The organism is Caballeronia hypogeia, assembly GCF_001544875.2.
GTDB classification, from domain to species: domain Bacteria; phylum Pseudomonadota; class Gammaproteobacteria; order Burkholderiales; family Burkholderiaceae; genus Caballeronia; species Caballeronia hypogeia.
In genome coordinates this window covers 493,130-517,225 of the sequence record NZ_FCOA02000002.1, presented here as the reverse complement: position 1 = coordinate 517,225, position 24,096 = coordinate 493,130, and the positions used below count along the sequence as shown (strand labels likewise).

Sequence of the window (24,096 nt, the reverse complement as noted above, 5' to 3'; positions counted from 1 at the left end):
TCGTCGACGATCGTCGATGCATCACGCCGACGCGAGCGTTGCCTCGTTGAGCGGCCGGTCGTCGATCGGAAAGTGCAGCAACGCCGCCACCAGACCCGCGATGGCCGTCGCGCCCCAGATCAGCGAGTACGAACCGGTCGTATCGAACACATAGCCGCCCAGCCACGCGCCGAGAAACGAGCCGAGCTGGTGGCTCAGAAACACCACGCCGAAGAGCGTGCCGAGATGGCGCGTGCCGAACACCTTCGCGATGAGTCCGTTGGTGAGCGGCACGGTGCCGAGCCAGGTCAGGCCCATCACGGCGGCGAAGATCACGACGGAGACGCTCGTCGTCGGCAGCAGCACGAACAGCGCGATGGTCGCGCCGCGAATCAGATAGAGCCACGCGAGCACGCGATGCTGCCTCCATCGTCCGCCGAGCCAGCCGCATCCCCAGCTGCCGATCATGTTGAACAGGCCGATCAGCGCGAGCGCCGTTGCGCCGAGTCCCACCGGCATGTGACACAGCAGCAGATAACCCGGCAGATGCGTCGCGATGAACGCGAGCTGGAAGCCGCAGGTGAAGAAGCCGAGCGTCAGCAACCGATAGCCGCGATGGCGCGACGCATAGGCCAGCGTTACCCGCAGCGGCATCGATGCCGGCTGGGTGCGCGTGTCGTCGACGCCGGCAAGCCTGCGCTCGCGGCTCGCTCGATCGAGCACGATGCCGAGCGGCGCGGCGAGCAGCAGCACGAAGGCGAGCGCATAGAGCGACATGGACACGCCCGCGTGCACGCGCACTTCCTGCGCGAACGGCACCATCAGCACTTGCCCGAGCGAGCCGCCCGCGCTCGCGAGACCCATCGCGACGCTGCGCGTTTCCGGCGATGCCGTGCGTCCGACGGTCGCGAGCACCACGCCGAAGCTCGTGCAACTGATGCCGATGCCCACCAGCACGCCGAGGCCTAGCACGAGCATCCATCCCGAGGTCGCCGCGCCCGCGAGCGCGAGTCCGGCGGCGAAGGTGGCCGCGCCCACGGCCACCACGGGTGCGGCGCCGTGACGGTCGGCGGCGGCGCCCGCGAACGGCTGCGCGAATCCCCACACGAGGTTGTGCAGCGCGATGGCGAAGGCGATCAGCGTGACGGGCAGGCCGCGATCGAACGAGAACGGGCCGATGAACAGCCCGAAGGTCTGGCGCACGCCCATGGCGGCGCTCAGGATCAGCGCGGCGGCGCCGATGAGCGCCCAGCTCGCGGCGCGGCCCGGGTTCTTCGAAACGGATAGTGACGACATGGCTCGCTTCCTCCTTGCGAAGGATCGTCGCAGGCGAACGTCCGTGCTGACAAACGAAAAGATTTCGCCGACGGATGAACGCAGTTCAATCGCGCGGACCGACTTCGGCGCTCGCGAGGAACACTGCCGCCTGTGCGATCACCCAGTCGCGGAAAGCCGCGAGATCCGGGCGCGCGCCGGCGCGCGGCGTCTCGCACAGCCAGTAGGCGGTCTGCGTCTCGATACGCACAGCGGATGCTTCGACGAGCGTGCCCGCATCGAGCTCGCGATCGACCAGCGGCCGCCTGCCGACCGCCACGCCCAGTCCCGCCGCGGCGGCGTCGAACGCGAGCTGGACGATATCGAAGCGCAGGCCCCCGTGCAGATCGAGGCCATCGATGCCCGCGCCGTCCATCCACGCCTGCCAGTCCTGGCTCGCGGTATCGACATGGATCAGCGTCGCGCGCGCAAGGTCCGGCGCGCCGCTCGCGTCCGTCAGCATCGCGCGATACGCCGGGCTGCAAACGGGCACGAGCTGCTCGCCGAAGAGCCGCCGCCACGCCGCGCCGTCCACCGGCCCCCGGCTCAGCCGCAGGCCGAAGTCGAAACCGTCGACGGGAAAGCCCGCCTGCTGACGTGAAGTGTCGACGGTCACATCGATGTTGGGCCAGCGTTCGCGGAAATCGGCCAGGCGCGGCACGAGCCAGCGCGCGGCGAGCGTCGGCGCGCACGTGACGGCGATGGAGCGGCGCGTGCGCCGGTCGGGCAGCGACTGGGTGCCGACGGCGATCAGCGAAAAGGCCTCGGCGATGTACGGGAGATACTGCGCGCCGGCCGTGCTCAGCGACAGGCCGCGCGGCTCGCGCACGAACAGTTCGACGCCGAGCATCTCCTCCAGCGCACCGATGCCGTGGCTCACGGCGCCCGGCGTGACGTTGAGTTCGGCAGCGGCGAGCTTGAAACTGCGATGACGCGCGGCGGCTTCGAAGAGGCGCAGCGCATTGAGAGGAGGAAGACGCAGAGGCATGGGCAGGCGGCAGTGGCGTGATGCCGCCTATATTGCCATCGCCCCGGCGTCGCGAGAGGAATTACGCCGCCAGCACCTCGTCGACGGCTTCGACCTGCGCCACGGCCGCCGCATGCTCCTCGATCAGCCGGTAAACCGTCGCGCCCGGCACCGTCTCCGCTTCGAGCAACTGATCCGCGATCGCGCGCAACACCGGCTCGTTCGCGCGCAGCAACGCGTAGCACGCGGCGCTCAGATCGTGCAGCAACGCATTGGCGTGCTCGATCGAGTTCTTCAGTTGCAGGCCCGCGTACTGCTGCGGCAGGCACGAGAGGCTGAACAGATTGCCGTCCTCGTTGAAGCCGAACTTCGACACCATGTCGAGGCCGATCCGCGACGCTTCCTGAAGATCCGACGCCGCGCCGCTCGACGCTTCGTCGAACACCAGCAGTTCCGCGTTGCGGCCGCCGAGCAGGACCTGAATCTCGTTGCGCATCTCCGTTTCGCGATACAGATGCTTGTCCTGCGTTTTCGTGATCAGCGCGACGCCGAGCGCGCCGCCACGCGGCAGGATCGTCACTTCTTCGAGCACGCCGGTATTGAGCAACGCGGCGACGAGTCCGTGCCCCGCTTCATGTACCGCGATGCGCGTGCGCTCGTCGTCGGACAGGGCGCGCTCCGCGCCGTTGATGTCGCCGATGCGCGCGATCTTGATCGCTTCCATGAAATGCGCCGCGCCCACTTCGCGTTCGCCCTTCTTGCGCGCGACGAGTCCCGCCTGGTTGACGATCATCGAGAGCGTCGCGGGCGAGAGGCCCGTGGTCAGACGCGCGAGCTGATCGAAATCGATATCGGCGGATTTGGTCGTCAGATTCGCGGCGTAGAAGCGCAGGATCTCCGCGCGATCGTCCAGGCTCGGCAGACGCACGGCCACCGTGCGGTCGAAGCGTCCGGGACGGCGCAGCGCTTCGTCGAGATTGTCCGGATGATTGGTCGCCGCGACGATGATCACGCCTTCGTTCGATTCGAAGCCGTCCATCTCCGCGAGCAACTGATTGATGATGCGGTTGCTCTCCGCCTCGACCGGGCCGCCGCCGGTATCGGTGCGCTTGCCGAGACCATCGGCTTCGTCGATGAAGATCACCGTCGGCGCGTTCTTGCGCGCGAGCTCGAACAGATGCTTGACCTTCTGAATGCCGACGCCGTAGTACTTCGCGCTGAAATAGCTGCCCGTGATCGCGATGAAGTTCGCGCCGCATTCGCCCGCGAGCGCTTGCGCGAGCCGCGTCTTGCCGACGCCGGGGCCGCCCGTCATCAGGATGCCGCAAGGCGCGCGCACGCCCATGCCGGTAAATTGTGCCGGCTCCGTGAGCCAGGCTTGCACATCGGCGAGGGCGGCTTTCGCTTCGCCCGCGCCGATGACATCGTCGAAACGCAGCGTCGGCGAAGTGCCGAGCAACTGCGCGCCGCCGCGCATCTCGCGGCGCATGAACCACAGCAGACCGCCGACCATCAGCAGTGGTAGCAACAGGCTCAGCGCGTCGCGCGAGCGGTCGAACATCTCGGCCCAGCGCGCGGCGCCGGTGCGCACATCGGCGTCCGGCAGCCAGACGAGCTGATAGGGCGAAGTGCTGCCTGGCTTCAGGTCGCCCAGCAGCAGTGAATTGGAAAACGCGCCGTTGTGATCGGCCACGTAGTATCGGTCGCCCTTGAGGGTCGACACGAGGATCGCCTCGCGGCTCACGCCGATCGCCGCGACCTGGCCGCCGCGAATGTCGCGCAGCATTTGCGACGCGTCCTTCTCCTGATGCGCCCATGCCGACGCGTCATGCCGCATCTGGTTCGCCACGCCGCTCAGCGCGGTGGGTTCGGGTTTCGCAAAATGCAGTTCATTACGCCAATGAAGAAAGCCTACGGTGGCCACGACCGCGACGGCGATCGCGCCGCACGCGACATAGCGGCCAATACGCGACCGCAACGAATTCCTTGCCGGTTTCATCAATTCTTTCCTAATGGGGCCGCAATGGCGCCGCATTCAAAATCTGGTCGTCGGGACAACGGGCGTCCGGGCATGCCGGAGTCGTGTATTCCATGCATTCGGTGGTGGGATGCTTGCCGCGCGCGATGAGACGCTCAAGAGGGCGAAGCGATCGACCTTGAACCGCAGATCGTCAATCATGCGAGCATGGCCCTTATTACTGGGGATAGCTCCGCTGAATGGTGCCCGTATTGCATGACCATTCAACAACGCGGAACGGTGCACGAACGGAAGTCAGCCGCGCCGTGTCGATTTGACGTCTTGGTTTTTATTAACGGCAAACGGCGCGCTTTTTTAACGGCCGTTCGTTTAGGCGAGGCAATCCGCGCTCGTAATTCGATCCAGGTTCGATGCAGGTTCGATGGCGTACGCAGGGGCGGAGCCAAGGATATCACGGCAAAACTGTCCGCTCCATCCGGTAAGGAATACTGCTTGCTTCAGTGTGGGCACGGTCCGTGCGAATGCCTTCGCACCGACCCTTTAAAACCCCAAGGAGATACCGTCATGCTCTACTATGCGTTGGTGTTTTTCATCATCGCGATCATCGCCGCGGCGCTCGGCTTCGGCGGCATCGCGGCGGGCGCCGCGGGTATTGCGAAGATCCTGTTCTTCATCTTCCTCGTGATCTTTCTGGTCACGCTCGTCATGGGCCTCATGAGGCGATGACGTCATTGAAATTTCTGCTTACGGCGTCGTGTCCGCATGGGCGGCACGACGCCGTTTTCACTACGCCTGATGATTCATCCCATCGCTCGCTTCGTCGATCAGTCGCAGCGACGCATCCGCATCGTTCATCTGATTGATCGAGAGCAACGCGAAGCGCGCGAGGAACAGCGGCGCGTTTGCTTCGCCGAGTTGCGTCATCGTCTTGCACAGCCGCGTGTAGACGGCGTCGAGTTGTGCATCGGTCATCATGTTCTCCTTCGATCAGATTGAGGCGGACAGCGCGCGTGTAATGGCCGCTTCGAGATCGCGCGGCTGGGCGTCGCGCCAGCGTCCGAGCACATGGCCGTCGGGGCGCAGCAGATACACGGTGCCGGGGTACGCGTCGTAGCGTTCGAAGATGCGTCCCGTGTGATCCCATGCGTGCACGCCGGGCGTCTGAGGATTGAGCCGCGCGCAGAGCGGCACGGTTTTGAGTTGCACGCCGCCCGCGCGCAGCGCATTCGCGAGCACGGCGAATGTGGCGGGCGCATTGCCATCTTCCGTGAAGCACAGCGCGGTGAAGCATGCGCCGGCGAGATCGGTCAGATGCGCTTCGCGACCATGCCCGCCTTCGACGATCGTCACCGGACATTCCGCCAGCACCGAGCCGGGTGCGGGACCGGATGCGAATGCATCGCGATCGGGTACGTTCAGCGGCGAATTCGTATAAGTAATCGCGGAGGTCTGCCGCGGATTGATCAACGAACGCACTTGCGGATGCTTCGCGGCGAGACTCAGCACGGCGGTGCGCATCAGCTCGAACGCGAAGGAGGGCGGCGCCATGAATTCCGTGCTCTTCGTGCCGTAACTCAGATTCTCGTGCGTCGCCGCGACGCGCTCGTCGGAATAGCTGTCGAGCAGCGTGTCGGAAGCGAGCCCCTTCACGACGAACGCGAGCTTCCATGCGATGTTGTCGGCGTCGTCGATGCCCGAGTTCGCGCCGCGCACGCCGAAGATCGGCACGAGATGCGCGGCGTCGCCCGCGAACATCACACGACTGTGGCGATAGCGTTCGAGCGTCAGCGCATTGGCCTTGTAGATGGTGATCCAGATCGGCGACCATGCGCCGGTTTCGCCCATCATGTCGAGCAGGCTTTGCACGCGCGGCATCACGTTTTCGGGCTTCACGGCTTCGTCGGCGTCCTCGCCGTCGCGCAACTGATAGTCGATGCGCCACACGTTGTCGGGCTGCTTGTGCACGAGCACGGTCGAGCCCGGATTCGACGACGGATCGAAGTAGGCGAGGCGCTCCGTCGGCCGCTCGCTGTCGAGTTCGATATCGACGATCACGTAGCGCCCTTCGTAGCTCGTGCCCTGCAGTTGCAGGCCGAGCGCCTCGCGTATCGTGCTGCGGCCGCCGTCGCAGGCCACGACCCAGCCGGTGTCGAGCGCGTAGTCGCCATCGGGCGTCGTGAGTTGCAGCGTTGCGCCGTCGTCGCGCGAGTCGATCGACTTCACGCGCGTCTGCCAGCGGATGTCGATCAGGTCGGCGCGCTTTTGCGCGGCGTCGAGTAAATACTGCTCGATGTGATATTGCGCGAGATTGACCATGGGCGGCAGCTTCTGGTTCTCGTCCTGCGGCATCGTGAAGTGCAGCACTTCGGTGTCGCGATAGAAGCTGCGTCCGCCGGTCCACGGCAGGCCGGTTTTGAGGAAGCCGTCGAGCGCGCCGAGCCGCTCGATGATCTCCAGGCTGCGCCGCGAGATGCAGATCGCGCGGCTGCCGTGGCAGACCGAGTCGTCCGCTTCGATCAGCACCGAGCGCACGCCATGATTCGCGAGCCCGAGCGCGACCGCGAGACCCACCGGTCCGCCGCCGACGATCGTCACCGCATGGCGGGTCTCATCGACGCCTTGCTGCAGCTCGGGAATGCGCGCCGCGTATTTCTTCGCGCTGAACGGATAGGGTTTGAAAGACTTGTTCATCGAATGCTCCTTGCTTGATGCTTCAAACGGCGTGCGTCGGGGTTCGCTTGATCGGCAGCATCATCACGACGACCGTGCCGATCAGGAGCAGCACCGCCGAATAGATCAGCCCGGACGTGAAGCTGTGCGTCGCGTCCCTGAGCCATCCGACGATCAGCGGATTGAGCGCCGAACTGATATTGCCCGTCGCGTTGATGACCGCGATGCCGATTGCGCGAGCCTTGAAGCTCAACGCGTGATCGGGCGTGGTCCAGAAGATCGACATCGCCGTGTACGAGCCCGCCGACGCGAGGCATACACCGAGCATGCGCATCGCCGGATTCGCGGAGTACGCGGTGCACAGCCAGCCGAGCGCGGAGAAGAGCATCGGCAGCATCAGATGCCACTTGCGCTCCTGCTTGCGATCCGAGCGTCGGCCCCACGCGATCATCGCGACGATGGTGCAGATTTGCGGGATCGCCGCGAGCAGACCGATCGTGCGATTGCTCGCATCGGCGCTGAAGCTCTTGACGATGAGCGGCGTCCACACCGCGACCATCGCCAGCGTGTTGACGAGGCAGAAATACGCGATCGCGAACTTCACCACGGCCGGCGACAGCAGCTCGGAAACGAGGTTCGTGCCGTGCGTCTGCGCGGTCGTGTCGCCGCGATGCTCCGCCGCGAGCGTGACGGCGAGCACGCGCTTTTCATCGGCGTCGAGCCAGCGGGCGTCGTCCGGTTTGTCGTCGAGATAGCGATAGACGACGAGGCCGAGCAGCGCGGACGGCAAGCCTTCGAGCAGGAACAGCCACTGCCAGCCCTTGAGCCCGAGCGTTCCGTCCAGCCCGAGAACGAAGCCCGAGAGCGCCGAGCCGACCGCCGCCGTCACCGGCATCGCGATCATGAAGAGCGCATTGGCGCGCGCACGATACGCGCCGGGAAACCAGTACGTGAGATAGAGCAGGATGCCGGGCAGAAAGCCCGCTTCGGTCACGCCGACGAGCACGCGCAAGATATAGAGCGAGGTCGGGCTGGTCGCGAACATCGTGGCCGTCGACGCGAGTCCCCACGCGATCATGATCGTGCCGATCCAGCGGCGCGCGCCGATGCGCGCCAGCACCACGTTGCCCGGAATGCCGAACGCGATGTAGGCGACATAGAACAGCGTGGTCGCGAGGCCGAATTGCGTGCTGGAGAGGCCGAGGTCCTTCATCATCGTCAGCCCCGCGAAGCCGATGTTGATGCGGTCCAGAAAGGAGAAAAAGAACAACACGAACAGGAACCCCAGCAAATGCCGCGAAACTTTCGCGATCACCGCCTGTTCGTGCGTCCGCGATGCGGCGGGGTCGGGGCTCGCGTGCAGCGCGCCGTGTGGGCTGGTCGATTCCATGTCGTCGTCTCCGGTTTGCACATCGCTTCTACGGGCCGGTCATCGGCGCGTGGCGATGCGTCGCAGTATGGAGCGCGCGATCACGCCGCCTGTCCTCAAATTGGGTACAGCGCGGGACCTGGAAAGGCTTGGGGAAAACACCAATGCGCCGGGGCCGTCAGACCTTGCCCGCCCCGATGCACAGCGCGAACAGTTGCCGCTGGCTCGAAATGCCGAGCCTGCGATACGCGCGCTTCTGATAGGTGACGACGCTGGTCGCCTTGATGCCCATCGCGTCGCCGATTTCCTGCGCGCTGCGTCCTTCGAGCACGCCGGTCAGGACGTCGAGTTCGCGCTTCGAGAGGTCGGGGCACAGGCCGCGCAGGCGCGCGAGCATCAGGTGCGAGATGGGCATGTCGCGCTGCCCGCAGATGGCGTAGTGATGCCGCGCCGCGTGCGCGATGAGCGGGGCCATCGCTTCGATCAGCGCGATCTCGCGCGGATGGTAATTGCCGAAGCGCTGGTCGCGATAGAGATTCACCGAGAGCCACAGATCCGCCGAGGGCTGCACCAGCAGCGACACGCGATCCGATACGTTCGGCTGGCGATAGCAGGCGGCGCGGTACGCTTCGTTGGCGATGTCCTCGCTGGTCTGCTGATGCAGCACGAGCATCGCGCCGGGTTTATCGCCGGATTTGTTACTTCGGGCGGATGAGACGATCTTCTGATTGCCGTCGAGCGCGTAGAAATGGCGCGCGTAGGTGTCGGCGACATCGCGCAGAAAACGCCCGCCGCGATGATCCGCCACCGATACCGTGCGCGGCCGGTTGCCGAATTCATACGCGAAGATCGTGCATTGCGAGATCGCGCCGATGTCGCCGAGCAGCTTCAGCACTTCGGCGGCGAGCGCGTTGGAGTCGTCGGCGCCGATGGACGACACGAGCCCCGTCGCGCGGCTCAGATCGAGCTGCCCGGGGGAAGTCGCGCGGTCGAGTCGCCATGAGCGCATGATGTGCGGATTTGAAAGCGTGAGCGTCCCGCCATTTTAAGCGCGCGAGGACGTGGCAACCTGCACGACTCACAAACTCCGCGAACGCGCCATGCGTATCAGCTTTTGCCTCTGCGTGCCGGTCTTTGCGCTCGCCATCGCGGGATGCGCGTCGAAGGCCGGGAAAACCGGGCAGGAGGAATTCGCTTACAGCACCGTCGTCGTCGAGCTGCGTCCGGCTCCCGGCGCCGCCCGCGCGCAAGCCGGCCAGACCGCGCTCGATTACGTAAACGCCCGCCGCGAGGAAGTCGGGCTTCCGGCGATCGCCGCGGATCACGGCATCGAGGCGGCGGCATCGGCGCATGCGCGCTATCTGGCGATGAACCGCGCCGGCACGCACGAGGAAATCGAAGGCAAGCCGGGCTTCACCGGCGCCGACGTGCTCACGCGCGTGCGCCTGCATACGCGCGCCCACAGCGCGAGCGAGGTCGTCGCGCTGATCGGCGCTTCGCAGATGCAGAGCCCACCCATCGAGCATATTTTCGCGTCGCCGTATCATCGCGGCGCGCTGCTGTTCGACTGGGCGCGGGGCGGCGAGGCATCGGCGTTGGTATCAAGCGCGAGCGCGGGCGCGGTGACCGTCGTCGACTTCGCGGATATCGCGCCGGCGCTCGCCGACCACGAACTGATCGCGTGGCCGTACGACGGCCAGACGCAGGTTCCGGCCGCGTGGATCGACAACGAGCAGCCCGATCCGATGGGGCCGGAGAGCCGTTATCGCGGGCAGGTGCTGGGTTATCCGATCACGCTGTCGGGCGGGCCGAACGCGCATATCGAACTGAAGAGCTTCGAATTGCGCGACGCGCGCGGCTCGACCATCCCCTGCAGGATCGCCCCGCTTGCGCTCGCCGACGCGGCGCGCAACACCGCCATCTGCACGCCCTATGAACCGTTGCGGCACGCGACGCGCTACACCGTGCGCGCGCAGGGCACGCTCAGGCAGCTTTCGAAGCGCGCGCGCTTCGACCTGAGCTGGGCGTTCACCACGACGAGCGATGCAGCGCGGCCCGAATCGGTGGCCGTGACCGGGCAGCGCTGAACGTCACGTCACGCGAGCGTCACGCAACTCGCAAGCAACTGGCGCGCTTCGATCATCTGCGCGCAGTCCTGCCCTTCGTCGATGCCGTCGACCACCGGTTCGAGACACGCGCGCGCCTCTTCGCTGCGTCCCTGCGCGTGCAGCAAAGCCGCGAGTTCCATCGACGCGCGCAGTTCGAGCAGACGCAGATTCTGCATGCGCGCCTCGGCGGCGGCGGCGCGCATCGATTCGATGGCCGCGCCCGGCGCGGCGTCGGGATCGAGCCGCTCGATCACGCCGGCGGCATAGGCGAGGTCGACGATGCCGATCTGCTCGCCGGTGCGCAGGCAGTTGTCGTGCGCGGCCGCGATGCTGTTGCGTGCGACGTCGAAGCGTCCGAGATGCGCGAGCGATTGCGCGCGCCACGCGTGGATATAGCCGAGATCGTTGCGCCCGCCGTTGTCCGCTAGGTGCGCGATGGCCTCGTCCAGACGCCTCAGCGCGTTTGCGTGCTGTCCCTCGCGCGCGAACGCGACGCCTTCGTAGACCATCGCCCAGCCTTTCCAGAAGGGCAGGCGCTGCGTGTCGCACAAGTCGATGCAGCGGCGGCACAACTCGCGCGCCGTGCCGATGTCGCCCGCTTCGACGAACGGCCGTGCGCCGACGCTGATCGCCTGCGACAGCACGAACGGCTGCGCGAGCGCATCGGCGTGCTCGACCGCCATGCGCGCCAGCGCGCGCGCCTGATCGAAGCGTCCCGCCGCGAGATGGCAATAGCTGAGCCAGCAGCAGGCGGTCACCTTGGCGTCGTTGAAGCGCCCGTAGCCGCGATAGCGCTCGACTTCGTAGGTATCGATCACGTATTGCAGCAGCGCCGTGCAGCGCGCGAAGTCCGCGCGTTGATAGAGGATCGGGCCGACCGCCGCATAGGCGACGATCTTGCTGTCGGTGTCCTCCGTGTGTTCGGCCAGGCCGATCAGCCGCTCGGTCGTCGCGAACGACTTGCGCGAGTCGGCGGCCGCGTACGCGCAGGTGTTGATGCCGACGAGCGCGAGCACGAGCAGGCGTTCGTACGTGACGCTATCCAGCAGCGCTTCCGCGCGCGCCCACAGCACGGAAACCTCGCTGCACGCATAGCCCTTGAGCGCCCAGTGACACGCGGCGCCCGTCACGAGCAACGCGACTTCGCAGTCCGCGCGCTGCGCCGGATCCGCCTGGGCGACGAGCGCGAGCCCCGAGTCGACATGCGCGAGCGCTTCGCGGTGCCGGTTGCGCGCGATCGCGGCGCGCGCCGCCGCGATCCACTGTTGCAGCGCGCGATCGACCATGCCGGCGCGCGTCAGATGCTGCGCGAGCAGTTCGGGGCTCGCCTTGGCGCGATCGCAGAACTCTTCGGTGAGCGCCCGCGCGATGCGCGCGTGAATCCTCACGCGCTGGCTCTTCAGCAGACTGTCGTAGGCGACGTCGCCGACCAGCGCGTGCTTGAAACGATAGACGGCATCGTCGCCGGAACCGCGCCGGAACACGAGGCCGCTCGCTTCGAGCGCGGCGCACGCTTCTTCGAGGCGTGGCGGATCGATCGCGGCGATCGCGGCGAGCAGCGCATGATCGAATTCGCGGCCGATGCACGCGCCGATCTGCGCCACCGCCTTGACCGGCGCGAGGTGATCGAGCCGCGCCATCAGCGAATCGTGCAGCGTGAAGGGAATCGCGAGCGGCGCGACCGGCCCGCTGGTTTCCCAGTGATCGCCGGCGTCGCGCAGAAAGCCGGCTTCGAGCACCGTATGCGTCAGCTCTTCGACGAACAGCGGCACGCCGTCGGCGCGCTCCAGAATCTGCTCCAGCACGTCCGGCGGCAGCGGCTTGACGGCGGTCAGCTCCCTGGCGATACGCGCGCCCTGACGCCGCGCGAGACGGTTCAGATGCAGCAGCGTGACGTTGCCGTGCGCGGTCCAGGCCGGCGTGAACTCGGGCCGGCAGGTGATCAGCAACAGGATCGGCCAGTGGCGAATCCGCTCGATGAAGCGCGCCATCGTCTCGAGCGTGTCGGCGTCGGCCCACTGCGCGTCCTCGAAGATCATCAGGACCGGCTGGCCGCGCGAGAGCCTGAGCGGCTGCTCCACCAGCGCCTCGATGGTCACTTCGCGCAGCCGCTGCGGCGAATCCATGCGCGGCGGGTAGCGTCCCGTCGGCAGCGAGAGCAGGGCAGCGAACAGCGGTCCGATTTCCTCGCGCTCGGCGGGTGTGAGCTGGAGGCGCGCTTCGAGCTTGTCGAGCTTCGCGTCGGGCGTGTCGTGACGCTGAAAATCGCAGGTTTCGGCAAGATGTCCAATGATCGGATGAAACGACGAACTGGTCAGAAACGGCGAGCACTGGTAGAGCAGCGTCACGTGCTGGCCGTCGATCAGCCGCTCGCGCAGCACATGGGCGATGCGGCTCTTGCCGATGCCCGGTTCCCCCGCGAGCAGCACGGCCTGGCCTTCGCCGTCGCGTGCGGTGCGCCAGCGCGACACCAGCAGTTCGACTTCGTGCTCGCGGCCGACGAAGGGCGTGGTGCGATCCGGGCGGATCGCGCTGAAGCGGCTTTCGCGCTGCGCGAGGCCCACCACGCGCGTAAGTTGCACCGGCGCGCTGAAGCCCTTGAGCGTGTGCTCGCCCAGGTCTTCGAACTCGAAGGTATGGCCGAGCAGGCGGCGCGTGGCGGGCGCGACCACGATCTGATCGGGGGCGGCCAGGGCGCAGAGCCGCGCCGCGAGGTTCGGCGTCGCGCCCACGGCCGTATCGCACGCGGACGAGTCGTCGCCTTCGCGTTCGCCGACCACCACGGCGCCGGTCGCCACGCCGATATGTACGCGCAGCGGCGCGGCGGCCGCGAGCCGGCCGACCTCCGCGGCGATCTCAAGCGCTGCGCGCAACGCGCGTTCGGCGGCGTCCTCGTGCGCCTGCGGAAAGCCGAAATAGATGACGAGGCCGTCGCCGAGATATTGCGCGACGTGGCCGTCGTAGCGCGCGACCACGCGCCCGGCGGTTTCCTGATACATCCGCATGAGCTCGCGCAACTCCTCGGCGTCGAGCGCCTGAGCGAGCTCGGTGGAGCCGGACAGGTCGCAGAACAGCACGGTGAGCTGGCGGCGCTCGCCGGGCGGGCGGCGCGCCCGGGCGGGCTCGGGGATATCGGGCGGCGCGGGAGCGACGGCGGGAACGGGTTTGGGGGCGGGCGCGGCGGACAGCGCGTCGAACAGACGCCGCCGGTGACCGAGCAGTACGCCGAGTTCGATGAGATCCTGTTCGGTCAGAAGCGGAAGCGATTCCAGATCGACGCCGTTGGCGCGGAACACTTCGTCATAGCGTTCGAGTCCGAGTTTCGCGAGCCAGGCCGAAAGCGAATCCATCACGCGACTCCTCCGTGGGAATGGGCGCGCATTGCCGCCGATCGCCGGAGAGCGACGCTTGGCGCGTGGCCGCCGCCGCGCTCCGGCTTCGTGAAATAAGTCTAGTTCATGCACGAAGGGCGATGAGTAGGACTCCGTGTCGGGTGCCGGACGCGCGTGCGGATTGTCGTCGATGCGGCGTGACGTTGCGCGCTCTGCAGTGAAATGCAGTCCGCCGGTATAGGATTGATGTCGATGAGCGGAGCGCCGCCGCATGCCGCGCGCGTTCCGTCAAGGCGGCGCGAAGCGCGTTGCATTTCCGCGTTTTCGGGCACGCCGCAACGATCGCGAGGACGCGCATGGACATATTGATCACCGGAGTGCCCGGACTGTTTCGCGAAGGCGTGGCGGCGCTGCTCGGCCGCTTCGCCGAAGACGCGCGGGTGCGCGTGCAAGAAAGCCTCGACGCGCAGCTAGCGGATGATCCGGCGCCCGACTGCGTCGTCATGGACGGCGACAGCGCCGGCCGCACGCCGGACCAGCTCGAAGCGGTCCGCGTCCGTGCGCGCACGGCGCCGGTCGTCGTGCTGTTGAGCCACGCGAGCCAGGCGCAGGTCGGTGCGCTGATCGCGGCCGGCGTGTCGGGATGCCTCGACAAGTCCGCATCGTCCGACATGCTGTTCGACGCCTTGCGGCTCGCCCTCTCCGGTGGCGTGTTTCTGCCCCGTTCGTTGCGCGCGGAACGCGGCGGCGAAGCGGATGCGCCGCGCGCCGAAGCGGATGCCGAAGCCGCGCCTAACCTGCATCTGACGCCGCGCCAGGTCGAGGTGCTGGCGCTGGTGGCGCGCGGACGCTCCAACAAGGTCATCGCGCGCGAACTGGACATGGCCGAAGCCACCGTCAAGACGCATCTGTCAGCGATCTTCAAGCTGCTCAACGTCACGAGCCGAGGCGAGGCGAGCGCGGCGGCGGCGCGCCTGGAAAGCATCCGCGATGCGCAGGCCGGCAATGCCTCGCTCGGGCGCATCTCGATCGCCCATCTGCTCGCGGATACGCCCGGACATCGCTTTCGCGCGGGCGATGTCCTGTTCCGGCGCGGCGATGCGGGCGGCGAGCTGTTCTATCTCGCGCGCGGCAGGGTGCTGTTGAGCGAGCTCGGCATCGAACTGGAAGCGGGCGAAGTGCTTGGTGAGATCGGCGTGTTTTCGCCCGAGCGGCGGCGCACCGCGACCGCGATATGCAAGACCGACTGCGAGATGCGTATCGTAGGTTCCGCCGATGCGATCCGTCTCTCCTATCAGGACCCCGAATTCGCGATGTACCTGATCCGCCTGCTCACGAGCCGCCTGCAGGCCGACAACGCCCGTCGCGCATAAAGCTCACGCAAGGCTCACGCGCCTGCTTCGAGCGCGAGCAGATTGAGCACGATCAGGATCACGTCGCGGTTCTCGGGCGTGAGCGCGAGGCGCAGTTTCGTCGTGAGCCAGGTGCCGATTTTCGTGTCGCTGAAATCCGCGATCGTCGCGGTTTTCTTGCGCGTGACGCCGAGCTTGCGCGCGCGATAGTGATACGACGGCACTTCGTACTCGATCGCGACGCCCTTCAATCCGCCCTTGCATTCCTGGCCCGCGCCGAGCGCGGCGCGCAGGATCACGCGGTCGGCGGCGCAGAGCGAATTCACGAAAAGGCGCGCGGCGGCGCGCACGCTTGCCTCGCTCAGTCCATGTTCCGCGAGCGCCGTGTCCACCGGATCGTCGAGCGAGCGCGCGTGCGCGTCGACGCGCGCGGCCATGTCGTCGACTTCCAGCGAGACGTTGCGCTGCAGGCTTGCGCTGCGCAGGCAATCGATCAGATAGCGCCGGAAATACGCGCACAACGCATAGACGGTGGAAGGCGCGCTTTCGGCGCAGGCGTGCGACGCGGCGCGATCGGCATCGAGCCGCAGGACGCGCGAGAAGATGAACTGCGCGATGAGTTCCTCCTTGTCTTCCGGCAGCGCGCGCAACTCCGACGGATGGTAGCCGCGCAAGCCGACGCGCACGAGCTGATAGATCTGCCCCATTTCGGTTTGGGTGAGACTCGAACGGCGCTGCCAGAGATCGAGCAGCGTCGTGGCATCGAGCACTAGGCTCGGACCTGCATGCGTCAACGCTTCCATGATGCACTCCGCGACGCATGAAACGTGTTTGGCAAAGGTGACATGACGCCTCCTGTTTCGGTTGAACCAGTCAAGCGGGAGAAGTGGCGCCGCGATGGCCATGACACGCAGCCGGTGCGGCGGAAGCGTCGCGTGCCTTGGGGCGCGCTCGTTTCTGCGTCGAAAATTAGGAGAGGCGCGGGCAGGCAAGAATCAACCGAAGTGGCTACGTCGAAAGTCGTAGAGGGGGGTAAAGCGCCCGGATTCAGGGCAAGAGATGAGGGCGTGAGGCCGCGCAGGCCCGCTGCATATAGAACGCGCTCGAACGGCAAGAATTGCACGGCGCGCGGCACCCAGAAGGAGGGATTCAAAAGAGGGGATGCGTCTTCGTCCTTTTTGGAGCAGGCTGAAAAATCCACATCGATCAGGATTTCAAACGAATCGATGAATCCGCCATGCCGATTGACGAGTCCTGTCAGCCACGAGGAGGCGATCATGACCGAGACACCTGATTCCAGCGATGCCGGCGACCCGGACGAAACACGCTCGATCGCCGTCGATCTCGCGCGTTGCGACAAGCTGATCGCGCACGCGGTGCGCACGGGCGTGCCGCTGCGCGATGCCGATATCGCCGCCGTGAGCGCCGCGCGTCGCGCGCACGAGGCGGGCGCCGTGCATGCGCGCACCCGCCGCGCGCTGCATGCCGCGATGAATCGCATCGCGTGCGACGCGCGGTATCCGAACCCGCGCATCGCGGCGGATGTGGACCGCTGCGGCGATCTGGTGTCCTACGCGGCGCACGCGGGCAAGACCTTGCCGGAAAGCGATATCGCGTGTCTTTCGGTCGCGCGGGCGGCGCAGTTCGAGCTCGCGTGGAACGCGATGACCGAGGCGCTCTTCTATGGCGGCATGGGGCGCATCGCGCGGGCGGTGTCGCCGATCACCGCGGAGACGGCCGGCGAGGAGGCGCGCATCGGTGCGCGCAAGGCGATCAAGGTCTATGCGAGGGCGTCGTATCTGCTGGCCTTCGTGGTCGTGTCGCTGTCGTGCCTGCTGTTCATGGTCGATCAGATTTCAGGCGATGTGACCAAGGTCGTCGCGCAGAACGACGCCGCCGCGCTGAACATGCACAACCTGCTGCAGGCGTATCGCCAGGACATCCTCGAGGCGAAGGACAAAGGCGAAGGCGCGGTGGCGCAGTTGCAGAACTCGCAGCCCGCGCTGGAAATCAAGCAATTGCTGCAGCAGTTCGCGACCAACAACCGGCAGCTTTACGCCGACGTCAAGCGCACCGAGAAGATTCGCTGGCTGCTCTTCATGGGCGGGAAGGAGAGCCCGTACAAGCCGCGCTGCGCGACCAGCGGCAGGCATGCGGGCAAGCGCGGCGAACTGCGCGCGGATCTCGCGATGCCGCTGCTGCCGATAGACGCGACGCAGGAGACCGACAGCATGGCCGACGACAGACCGGCGACCGTCGACTGGGCCTGCGACGCCGATACGCGCCGGCACGCGCTGGAGGTCGACCTGCCGCTGCTCGAAACCGGGCCGAAGACGGAGACCATAGGGGGCAGGAAGGTGCAGGTCTGGCGTCCGGAGGAAGCCGTCGATCAGGGCTTCCAGAAGATGGCCGTGTATCAGGACATCCGCGCGATGGCGGTCAACGATCGCGATGTGATGCTGGGCTTCGTCGGCGCGGTCACGAGCTTTCTGTTGCCGGTGCTGTACGCATGGCTCGGCGCGTGCGCGGCGATCCTGCGGCAGCTCAACGCGGATACTTCGGCGAGCCTGTTCGATCCGGAGCATTCGAAGGTGGCCAATCGCGCGCATATCACGGCGGCGGTGATCGTCGGTATCTCGATCGGCCTGTTCAGCAAGGTGCTGCACGAGGGCGTGGAGTTCTCGCCGCTCGCGGTCGCGTTCGTCGCGGGCTACGCGTCCGACAAGTTCTTCGCCTTCATTGACCGGCTCGTGACGACCGTGTTTCCGGCGCGTCCGCATCTGCGTGCGGAAACGGCGCCGCCCGTCACGACTAAGAAGACGCACTCGCGAGTCGAGGCCGCGCGGGCCGCGCAATGAAATGCGTGGCCTGTGCGGCCGCGCGGGTCAGAACTTATAGCCGACGCGCAGATAAGTCACGATCGGATCGAGCGTGAGCTTGGCCGAACTCTGGCGCGAGAGCGTACCCACCGGCGTCTGCGATTGCGTGTTGAACGTGCCGGTCGTGCTCATCGGAATGTAGGAGACCGAGAAGCCCGCGAACCAGTGCTCGGTGAAGGCATAGGTGAAGCCGACGTTGAACACCGGCGCCCATACGCTGCTTGCGCTGGTGCTGGTCGGCCCGCCGAGCACGCTGGCCTGGAAAGCCTGATTGGTGATCGTGCCGTCGGTGAACCAGGTGCGCGTCACGCCGATCCCCACATAGGGGCGAAACTTGGTTTGCGGGCCGAGGAAGAAGTACTTGAAGAGCAGCGTGGGACTCCACTGCTTCACCGTGCCGAGTTTGCCGTAGGATGCGAGCGAGCCGGTGCCGCTCAGATCGAACTTGGGAGGAATGCCGAATTCGAATTCGGCCGCGATGTGATCCGTCACGAAGTAGCCGACAGTGAAGCCGGCCGTGTCGGCGTCGGAGATGCTGGCGCCCGTGCCCGGCGCCGTGATGTTGACCGGATTGCCCCCGACCTCGTTGATCCTGAACGGTTCGCTGCTGTCCTGCGGCGACAGATGAAACCAGCCGCCCGTGACGTAGATACTGCCGGCGCTTTGCGCGTGTGCGGTGGAGCAGATCGAAGCAAGTGCCGCGCATGTGCACAGAATCCGTTTCGTGTTCAATCGGTCTCTCCCTGGCCGTGAGCATCTCATAAGATGTTTCGCGATCATCGTCTGAATCGTTCGTTAGATCAATCGAAATGAACGGGAGCGTTGTGCGGATACGAAACGGGGCCGGGTCGCACGAATGATCGTTCCGCGCGGCCGGTTTCAGCGGAGGCTGGGGTTCATGCCTTGCGGACGAATTCCGACTTGAGGCTCATCGCCCCGAAGCCGTCGATCTTGCAGTCGATGTCGTGATCGGCATCGACGAGACGGATGTTCTTCACCTTCGTGCCCATCTTGATGACGCCGCCCGAACCCTTGAGCTTCAGATCCTTGATGACGGTGACGGTGTCGCCGTCCTGAAGGATGTTGCCCGCCGCATCGCGGAAGATTTTCGCGGCCGGCTCGGCGGTTTCGGCTGCGTTCGCGGGCCACTCGTGCGCGCATTCCGGGCAGATCAGCATGGCGCCATCCTCGTAGGTGAACTCGGAATGGCATTGAGGGCAGGGCGGCAAGGTGCTCATCGGCGGTCCTTTGGTGCGGGAAAACGCGCAAGTATAGCGGCGGGATTGCGCGGTTTTTTCGAGATGGGCGGTCCGGCATCGGGTGCGTCATCTGGGGCGTTATCCGGCGCCGGGCTCGCGTTTGCCGCAGGCCGTTCCGACAGCGGCCCCCAGACCTGCATAAATCTCTCCCCTTTCTCCCTCCGAATCGCCTTGGCCCACGGCCACGCGGGCCTTTCGCCGGATATGCGGTTGAGTTTTTCTCACGGCTCGCCGAGAACAAATCGATTGTCCCGGCCCTCCTGCCTAACTACAGTGAACATCAGAACAGAAGCAGAACACACATCCGCATGCCTTAAGCCACGACCGGTGAAGAGGCAGCAAATGTCAGGAGACAGACATGAAGATGAAGACGCTCGTCGCCGCTATCGGCGCGCTCTCGCTCGCGCCGGCGCTCGTGCAGAATGCCGCCGCCTCGCCGGACAAACCCGTCATCGCGCTCGCCAACGCCTACTACGGCAACACCTGGCGGCATCAGATGGTCGATTCGTTCGACGCCGCAGCGAAACAGGCGAAGCAGGAAGGCAAGATCGCCGACTACATCGTCGTGAACGGCGATGGCTCGGTGGCGCAGCAGAACAGCCAGATCGCCGAGCTGATCCTGAAGAAGGTCGACGCGATCGCCGTCGACGCCGCATCGGAAACCGCCGTGAACGGCATCATCCAGAAGGCGTGTCAGGCGGGCATCAAGGTGGTCTCGTTCGACTCCGTCGCGAGCGCGCCGTGCAACTATCAGCTCAACTTCGACTTCACGGGCTACAAGAAGCAGGAAGCCGAGTGGGTCATGAAGAAGATCGGCGGCAAGGGCAATGTCATCCAGGTGCGTGGCGTCAAGGGCTCCGCGCCGGATAACGACATGTACAACGCGCAGGTCGAAGTGCTCAAGCACTATCCGGACGTCAAGGTGGTCGCGACCGTCTATGGTCAGGCGACGGCGTCGGTGGCGCAATCGGCGATCGCCAACGTGCTGCCGAGCCTGCCGCACGTCGATGCCGTGCTCGGTCAGGGCGGCAGCGACGACTTCGGCATCGCGCAGGCGTTCGAGCAGTACGGCGGCCAGTACAAGGACAAGATGCCGGTGATCGAAGGCGGCGGCAGCACCGACTTCATCAAGTGGTGGGACGCGCAGAACAAGAAAAACGGCTACACGACCATTTCGATGAACACCACGCCCGGCATCGGCGCGGCGGCCTTCTATCTGAGCCTGTCGCTCGTGAAGGGCGCGCAGCCGCCCAAGAAGATGATCATGCCGGTGGCGACCGTCACGCAGGACAACCTGAAGGATTACGTGGGCAGCCCGTCGGGGATGATCGTCAGCCCGACCTATACGCAGGTCTGGGTCGACAAGAATCTTCTGGCCAGCAAGTAACGGCTTACACGAGGCGGAGGCGTGATGAACCGCGACAACACGGTGCAACTGCAGAATCGCGCGCGGCTCATTGTCCGCGCCAGCAATCTGACCAAGATTTACGGGCCGACCCGCGCCAATGACGACATCTCGCTCACCGTTTCCTGCGGCGACGTGATCGGGCTGGTCGGCGGCAACGGCGCGGGCAAGAGCACGCTGATGCGCATGCTCTGCGGCACGACCCCGCCCGACTCGGGCACGATCGACTTCGGCGACGAAGCGCAGGCCGCCAGCGCCTACGATGCGGGCGTCGCGCAGCAGCGCGGCATTCGCATCGTGCATCAGGAGTTGTCGCTGTGCTCGAACCTCTCGGTCGCGGAGAACTTCTATCTGGAGGCGCCTGAAGACGCGAAAGCGCGGCCCGGCTGGCGCGGCGTGTATCGCGAGCGTGCGCGTGGCGCGCTCGATGCGGTGTTTCCCGGTCACGGCATCGACGTGGACGCCGAAGCGGGGCACTTGCCCATCGGCGAGCGGCAGATGGTCGAAATCGCGCGCACGGTGGCCGCGCCCGGCGTCAAGCTCGTGATTCTCGACGAGCCGACCTCGTCGCTCGGGCTGGAACGCAGCCGGCAGTTGCGCGCCTACATTCACGCGAAGGCGGTGGAAGGGCTCGCGTTCATCTTCATCAGCCACAAGCTGCACGAGATCGTCGATGTGGCGACGCGCGTCGTGCTGCTGCGCAATGGCAGGCTCGAATGGGCGGGGCCTGCCGCGGATGCGTCGGTGCCCGTGCTCGTGCGTCTCATGGGCGGGGAAGCCGCCGCCGCGCTGCGCGAGGCAAGCGACGAACACCACGCCCCAACCGGCGAGGTCTGCCTGCGCCTCTCCGGCGGCGCGGCCCGCAGCGGCACGATCGAGTTGCGGCGCGGGCAGATTGTCGGGCTCGCGGGTCTCGAAGGCAGCGGCCAGAAGGAAGTCCTGCATCAGATTTTCGCGGCGGCGCGCAGGAGTGCGACGAAGGTCGAGCGCATCGGCGCGGCGAGTTTCGTTTCGGGCGACCGGCAGCGCGAAGGCGTGTTTCCGTTGTGGACGGTGCTGTCCAACATTTCGATCGGCAGTCTCGCGTCGGGCTCGCCGTTCCGGCTGGTGACGAATGCGGGCGAGCGCGAGATCGCATCCCACGCGGCCGAACGGCTGCGTCTCGATTCGAGCCGTCTCGCGTCGGGCATTCTCGATCTGAGCGGCGGCAATCAGCAAAAGGCGCTGATGGCGCGCGCACTGGTCTCCGAAGCATCCATCATCCTGCTCGACGATCCCACGCGCGGCGTCGATATCGCGGCCAAGCGCGACTTCTACAAGCTCGTCGCGGAAGTCGCGCGCTCGGGCCGGCTCGTGCTCTGGCATTCGACGGAAGACCTCGAATTCCTCGAATGCGATCACGTGCTCGTGTTCGCGGGCGGCCATGTGGTGCGCGAACTGAACGGCGCGGAAATCAGCGAGCAGGCGATCGTCGATGCTTCTTTCGTGCAGCCTTCGGGCGGCGCCGCCACGTCTCAGGCGGCGCGCAGGGGCGCCGGCGTCGTCGGCCGGCGGGTGGTGCAGATGGCGCCGTTCCTGAGTCTCGCGATCGTCTTCGCCGCGATGATGCTGGCGAATCCGGCCACTGGCAGCGTCTTCGGCCTCGATCTGCTGCTCGGTCCGGCGCTGCCGCTGGTGCTGGTCGCGCTCGGGCAGATGTTCGTCGTCGGCGGCAGCGAGATCGATCTCGGCGCGGGCGCGTTCGCCGGACTCGTCAACGTACTGAGCGCGACGATCCTCTTCAATCAGCCGATGCTCGGGATCGCGAGCCTCATCGCCGCGATGGCGACCTACAGCGCGCTCGGCTGGCTGATTCAGGCGCGGCGCATTCCGGCCATCGTCATCACGCTGGGCGCGTCGTTCATCTGGATGGGCGTCGGACATACGTTGCAGCCGACTCCGGGCGGCGCGAGCCCGGAATGGCTCTCCGCGCTGTTCACGTGGTCCGTGCCGGGCGTGCCGACTTCGCTCGTGCTGATCGTGCTCGCGGGCTTCGCCGCGTGGGTGCTCGACCGCTCGCCGCTCGGCGTCTCGCTGCGCGCGTTCGGCAACAATCCGGTCGCGATGGCGCGCGCCGGCTGGTCCGCGCCGCGTTACGCCGCGTTGCGCTACGTGGTGGCGGCGGCGTTCATCGTCACGGCGGGGCTCGCGCTCACCGCCATCAATACGGCGAGCGACGTCAACTCGGGTTCGAGCTACACGCTGCTGGGCGTCGCGGGCGTGGTCATCGGCGGATGCAGCCTGATGGGCGGGCGCATCTCGCCGGCGGGCGTGGTCGCTGGATCGGTCGCGCTGGCGCTAATCGGCGCGCTGCTCGGCACGCTCAATGTCAGTTCGGATTTCAACGCGGCGGTGCAGGGTGCGTTGCTCGTCGTCATCCTGGCGCTGCGCTCGCTCGTCACCCGCAACGGGAGTGAAGAATGAATCAGCAAATCTCCAGAAAACTCGCGGACTGGTGCGCGCGGAACCGCTGGGCATGGGCGGCGCTCGCCGTCGTGCTGCTGTGGATCGCCTTGTCGCTCGTCACGCGCAACTTCAGCATCAGCTCGCTTTCGGGCGTGGCTGTGTCGAGCTCGTTTCTCGCGCTGTGCGCGCTGGGGCAGATGGCTGTCGTCACGACCGGGCGCGGCAACATCGACTTGTCGATCGCCAGCGTGATGACCTTGTCCGCGTATCTCGCGCTGATCGTGATGGGCGGCAGCGACGCGCGGCTCGTTCCGGGCATCGCGGCGACGCTCGGGCTCGGTCTCGCGGTCGGCGCGGTGAATGCCGGTCTCGTCGTGCTGTGCCGCATTCCGTCGATCATCGCGACGCTTGCCAGCGGCTACATCCTCGCGACCGCGACGCTGCTCGCCAATCGCGCGATCCCCGGCTTCAGGGTCGCGCCGGCGATTCATTACATCGCGACGGGCCGCATCGGCGCGATGCCGGTGATCGTGCTGGTTGCCATCGTCGTGACCGCGCTGTTCTCGCTGACGCTGAAATACACCGCCTATGGCCGCATGCTCTCCGCCGTCGGCCAGAACGTGCGGGCGGCGCGGCTCGCGGGCGTGCGTACGTCGTGGGTGACGGCCAGCGCGTTCTTCACGAGCTCCGTTCTGGCTTCAGTGGCGGGCCTGCTGCTGGGCGGCTACGTGGGCGGCGCGTTCCTCGAAATGGGCCAGCCATATCTGCTGCAATCGCTCGGCGCGGTGGTGCTCGGCGGCACGCTGATCTTCGGCGGCTCGGCGACGCCGCTCGGCACGCTCATCGGCAGCATGCTGCTCGTGCTCGTCGTCACGACGATGCAGATAGCCGGTCTGCCGCCGGGCATGCAGGACGTGGTGCAGGGCGTCGTCATCATCACGGTGCTCGCGCTGGCGGGCGGCGGCGCGGTGCGCAGGACCATCAAAAAGGCGCGCGCGGTGGCGCCGAACGCGGCCTGAAGAAGCCAACGGAGCCAGCA

Annotated in this window: 19 protein-coding genes; 7 read left to right on the top strand and 12 right to left on the bottom strand. The window is 66.4% G+C overall.

Annotation, left to right across the window (positions count from 1 at the left end; genetic code table 11):
- Window positions 1-21 precede the first annotated feature (21 nt).
- From AWB79_RS05595 to AWB79_RS05585, 3 genes are all read right to left on the bottom strand, one after another.
- The gene (locus AWB79_RS05595; RefSeq protein ID WP_061166364.1) at window positions 22-1,275 is read right to left on the bottom strand and encodes an MFS transporter; all 1,254 of its coding nucleotides are present in this window, start codon (window positions 1,273-1,275) and stop codon (window positions 22-24) included.
- Window positions 1,276-1,360: 85 nt separating this feature from the next.
- Complete coding sequence (locus tag AWB79_RS05590; RefSeq protein ID WP_061166363.1) at window positions 1,361-2,281, bottom strand: LysR substrate-binding domain-containing protein; 921 nt, start codon at window positions 2,279-2,281, stop codon at window positions 1,361-1,363.
- 61 nt (window positions 2,282-2,342) lie between these two features.
- On the bottom strand, window positions 2,343-4,259 hold the full coding sequence (locus AWB79_RS05585; RefSeq protein ID WP_061166503.1) for an AAA family ATPase: 1,917 nt from the start codon (window positions 4,257-4,259) through the stop codon (window positions 2,343-2,345).
- 543 nt (window positions 4,260-4,802) lie between these two features.
- Between AWB79_RS05585 and AWB79_RS37985 the strand changes: the two genes are divergently transcribed.
- Window positions 4,803-4,964 carry a DUF1328 family protein gene (locus AWB79_RS37985; protein ID WP_008346326.1) on the top strand — a complete coding sequence of 54 codons (162 nt, stop codon included), beginning with the start codon at window positions 4,803-4,805 and terminating at the stop codon, window positions 4,962-4,964.
- Between the two features lie 60 nt (window positions 4,965-5,024).
- Here AWB79_RS37985 and AWB79_RS05580 read toward each other — a convergent pair whose 3' ends face one another.
- From AWB79_RS05580 to AWB79_RS05565, 4 genes are all read right to left on the bottom strand, one after another.
- Entirely contained in the window at window positions 5,025-5,210 is a 186-nt protein-coding gene (locus tag AWB79_RS05580) for a hypothetical protein (RefSeq protein ID WP_082862285.1), read from the bottom strand.
- 15 nt (window positions 5,211-5,225) lie between these two features.
- Entirely contained in the window at window positions 5,226-6,929 is a 1,704-nt protein-coding gene (locus tag AWB79_RS05575; protein WP_061166361.1) for an FAD-dependent oxidoreductase, read from the bottom strand.
- Between the two features lie 22 nt (window positions 6,930-6,951).
- Complete coding sequence (locus AWB79_RS05570) at window positions 6,952-8,298, bottom strand: MFS transporter (protein WP_061166502.1); 1,347 nt, start codon at window positions 8,296-8,298, stop codon at window positions 6,952-6,954.
- 157 nt (window positions 8,299-8,455) lie between these two features.
- Complete coding sequence (locus AWB79_RS05565) at window positions 8,456-9,286, bottom strand: helix-turn-helix transcriptional regulator (protein ID WP_061166360.1); 831 nt, start codon at window positions 9,284-9,286, stop codon at window positions 8,456-8,458.
- A gap of 91 nt (window positions 9,287-9,377) precedes the next feature.
- Between AWB79_RS05565 and AWB79_RS05560 the strand changes: the two genes are divergently transcribed.
- Window positions 9,378-10,364, top strand: coding sequence for a CAP domain-containing protein (locus tag AWB79_RS05560; protein WP_157695694.1), 987 nt, complete (start codon window positions 9,378-9,380; stop codon window positions 10,362-10,364).
- A gap of 8 nt (window positions 10,365-10,372) precedes the next feature.
- Here AWB79_RS05560 and AWB79_RS05555 read toward each other — a convergent pair whose 3' ends face one another.
- Entirely contained in the window at window positions 10,373-13,735 is a 3,363-nt protein-coding gene (locus AWB79_RS05555; protein ID WP_061166359.1) for an adenylate/guanylate cyclase domain-containing protein, read from the bottom strand.
- A gap of 338 nt (window positions 13,736-14,073) precedes the next feature.
- Between AWB79_RS05555 and AWB79_RS05550 the strand changes: the two genes are divergently transcribed.
- Complete coding sequence (locus tag AWB79_RS05550; RefSeq protein WP_061166358.1) at window positions 14,074-15,090, top strand: LuxR C-terminal-related transcriptional regulator; 1,017 nt, start codon at window positions 14,074-14,076, stop codon at window positions 15,088-15,090.
- A gap of 14 nt (window positions 15,091-15,104) precedes the next feature.
- Here the strand turns inward: AWB79_RS05550 and AWB79_RS05545 are convergent, their stop codons facing one another.
- Window positions 15,105-15,872, bottom strand: coding sequence for a hypothetical protein (locus AWB79_RS05545; protein ID WP_061166357.1), 768 nt, complete (start codon window positions 15,870-15,872; stop codon window positions 15,105-15,107).
- Window positions 15,860-16,348: a hypothetical protein gene (locus AWB79_RS39320; RefSeq protein WP_157695693.1), complete on the bottom strand. Its 489-nt coding sequence runs from the start codon at window positions 16,346-16,348 to the stop codon at window positions 15,860-15,862. The genes AWB79_RS05545 and AWB79_RS39320 overlap by 13 nt, the downstream gene beginning before the upstream one ends.
- Here AWB79_RS39320 and AWB79_RS05540 point away from each other — a divergent pair.
- Complete coding sequence (locus AWB79_RS05540; protein ID WP_061166500.1) at window positions 16,347-17,927, top strand: hypothetical protein; 1,581 nt, start codon at window positions 16,347-16,349, stop codon at window positions 17,925-17,927. The two genes, AWB79_RS39320 and AWB79_RS05540, sit on opposite strands and share 2 nt — an antisense overlap.
- Window positions 17,928-17,954: 27 nt before the next feature.
- Here AWB79_RS05540 and AWB79_RS05535 read toward each other — a convergent pair whose 3' ends face one another.
- Window positions 17,955-18,680: an OmpW/AlkL family protein gene (locus AWB79_RS05535; protein ID WP_374728523.1), complete on the bottom strand. Its 726-nt coding sequence runs from the start codon at window positions 18,678-18,680 to the stop codon at window positions 17,955-17,957.
- A gap of 164 nt (window positions 18,681-18,844) precedes the next feature.
- A complete protein-coding gene (locus AWB79_RS05530; protein WP_061166356.1) occupies window positions 18,845-19,186 on the bottom strand; it encodes a zinc ribbon domain-containing protein YjdM in 342 nt (113 codons plus the stop codon).
- A gap of 379 nt (window positions 19,187-19,565) precedes the next feature.
- Between AWB79_RS05530 and AWB79_RS05525 the strand changes: the two genes are divergently transcribed.
- Genes AWB79_RS05525 through AWB79_RS05515 form a run of 3 tightly spaced genes read left to right on the top strand, consistent with a single transcriptional unit; the run spans window position 19,566 to window position 24,076 of the window.
- Window positions 19,566-20,594, top strand: a complete 1,029-nt coding sequence (locus AWB79_RS05525; protein ID WP_061166355.1) for an ABC transporter substrate-binding protein — start codon at window positions 19,566-19,568, stop codon at window positions 20,592-20,594.
- Between the two features lie 24 nt (window positions 20,595-20,618).
- Window positions 20,619-23,075, top strand: a complete 2,457-nt coding sequence (locus AWB79_RS05520; protein ID WP_061166354.1) for an ATP-binding cassette domain-containing protein — start codon at window positions 20,619-20,621, stop codon at window positions 23,073-23,075.
- Window positions 23,072-24,076, top strand: coding sequence for an ABC transporter permease (locus AWB79_RS05515; protein WP_061166353.1), 1,005 nt, complete (start codon window positions 23,072-23,074; stop codon window positions 24,074-24,076). The genes AWB79_RS05520 and AWB79_RS05515 overlap by 4 nt, the downstream gene beginning before the upstream one ends.
- Window positions 24,077-24,096: the final 20 nt, after the last annotated feature.

Coding starts and splice junctions, on each gene's coding strand:
- AWB79_RS05595 (WP_061166364.1), bottom strand. CDS start 1,275: ATGTCGTCACTATCCGTTTCGAAGAACCCGGGCCGCGCCGCGAGCTGG.
- AWB79_RS05590 (WP_061166363.1), bottom strand. CDS start 2,281: ATGCCTCTGCGTCTTCCTCCTCTCAATGCGCTGCGCCTCTTCGAAGCC.
- AWB79_RS05585 (WP_061166503.1), bottom strand. CDS start 4,259: ATGAAACCGGCAAGGAATTCGTTGCGGTCGCGTATTGGCCGCTATGTC.
- AWB79_RS37985 (WP_008346326.1), top strand. CDS start 4,803: ATGCTCTACTATGCGTTGGTGTTTTTCATCATCGCGATCATCGCCGCG.
- AWB79_RS05580 (WP_082862285.1), bottom strand. CDS start 5,210: ATGACCGATGCACAACTCGACGCCGTCTACACGCGGCTGTGCAAGACG.
- AWB79_RS05575 (WP_061166361.1), bottom strand. CDS start 6,929: ATGAACAAGTCTTTCAAACCCTATCCGTTCAGCGCGAAGAAATACGCG.
- AWB79_RS05570 (WP_061166502.1), bottom strand. CDS start 8,298: ATGGAATCGACCAGCCCACACGGCGCGCTGCACGCGAGCCCCGACCCC.
- AWB79_RS05565 (WP_061166360.1), bottom strand. CDS start 9,286: ATGCGCTCATGGCGACTCGACCGCGCGACTTCCCCCGGGCAGCTCGAT.
- AWB79_RS05560 (WP_157695694.1), top strand. CDS start 9,378: ATGCGTATCAGCTTTTGCCTCTGCGTGCCGGTCTTTGCGCTCGCCATC.
- AWB79_RS05555 (WP_061166359.1), bottom strand. CDS start 13,735: ATGGATTCGCTTTCGGCCTGGCTCGCGAAACTCGGACTCGAACGCTAT.
- AWB79_RS05550 (WP_061166358.1), top strand. CDS start 14,074: ATGGACATATTGATCACCGGAGTGCCCGGACTGTTTCGCGAAGGCGTG.
- AWB79_RS05545 (WP_061166357.1), bottom strand. CDS start 15,872: ATGGAAGCGTTGACGCATGCAGGTCCGAGCCTAGTGCTCGATGCCACG.
- AWB79_RS05540 (WP_061166500.1), top strand. CDS start 16,347: ATGACCGAGACACCTGATTCCAGCGATGCCGGCGACCCGGACGAAACA.
- AWB79_RS39320 (WP_157695693.1), bottom strand. CDS start 16,348: ATGATCGCCTCCTCGTGGCTGACAGGACTCGTCAATCGGCATGGCGGA.
- AWB79_RS05530 (WP_061166356.1), bottom strand. CDS start 19,186: ATGAGCACCTTGCCGCCCTGCCCTCAATGCCATTCCGAGTTCACCTAC.
- AWB79_RS05525 (WP_061166355.1), top strand. CDS start 19,566: ATGAAGATGAAGACGCTCGTCGCCGCTATCGGCGCGCTCTCGCTCGCG.
- AWB79_RS05520 (WP_061166354.1), top strand. CDS start 20,619: ATGAACCGCGACAACACGGTGCAACTGCAGAATCGCGCGCGGCTCATT.
- AWB79_RS05515 (WP_061166353.1), top strand. CDS start 23,072: ATGAATCAGCAAATCTCCAGAAAACTCGCGGACTGGTGCGCGCGGAAC.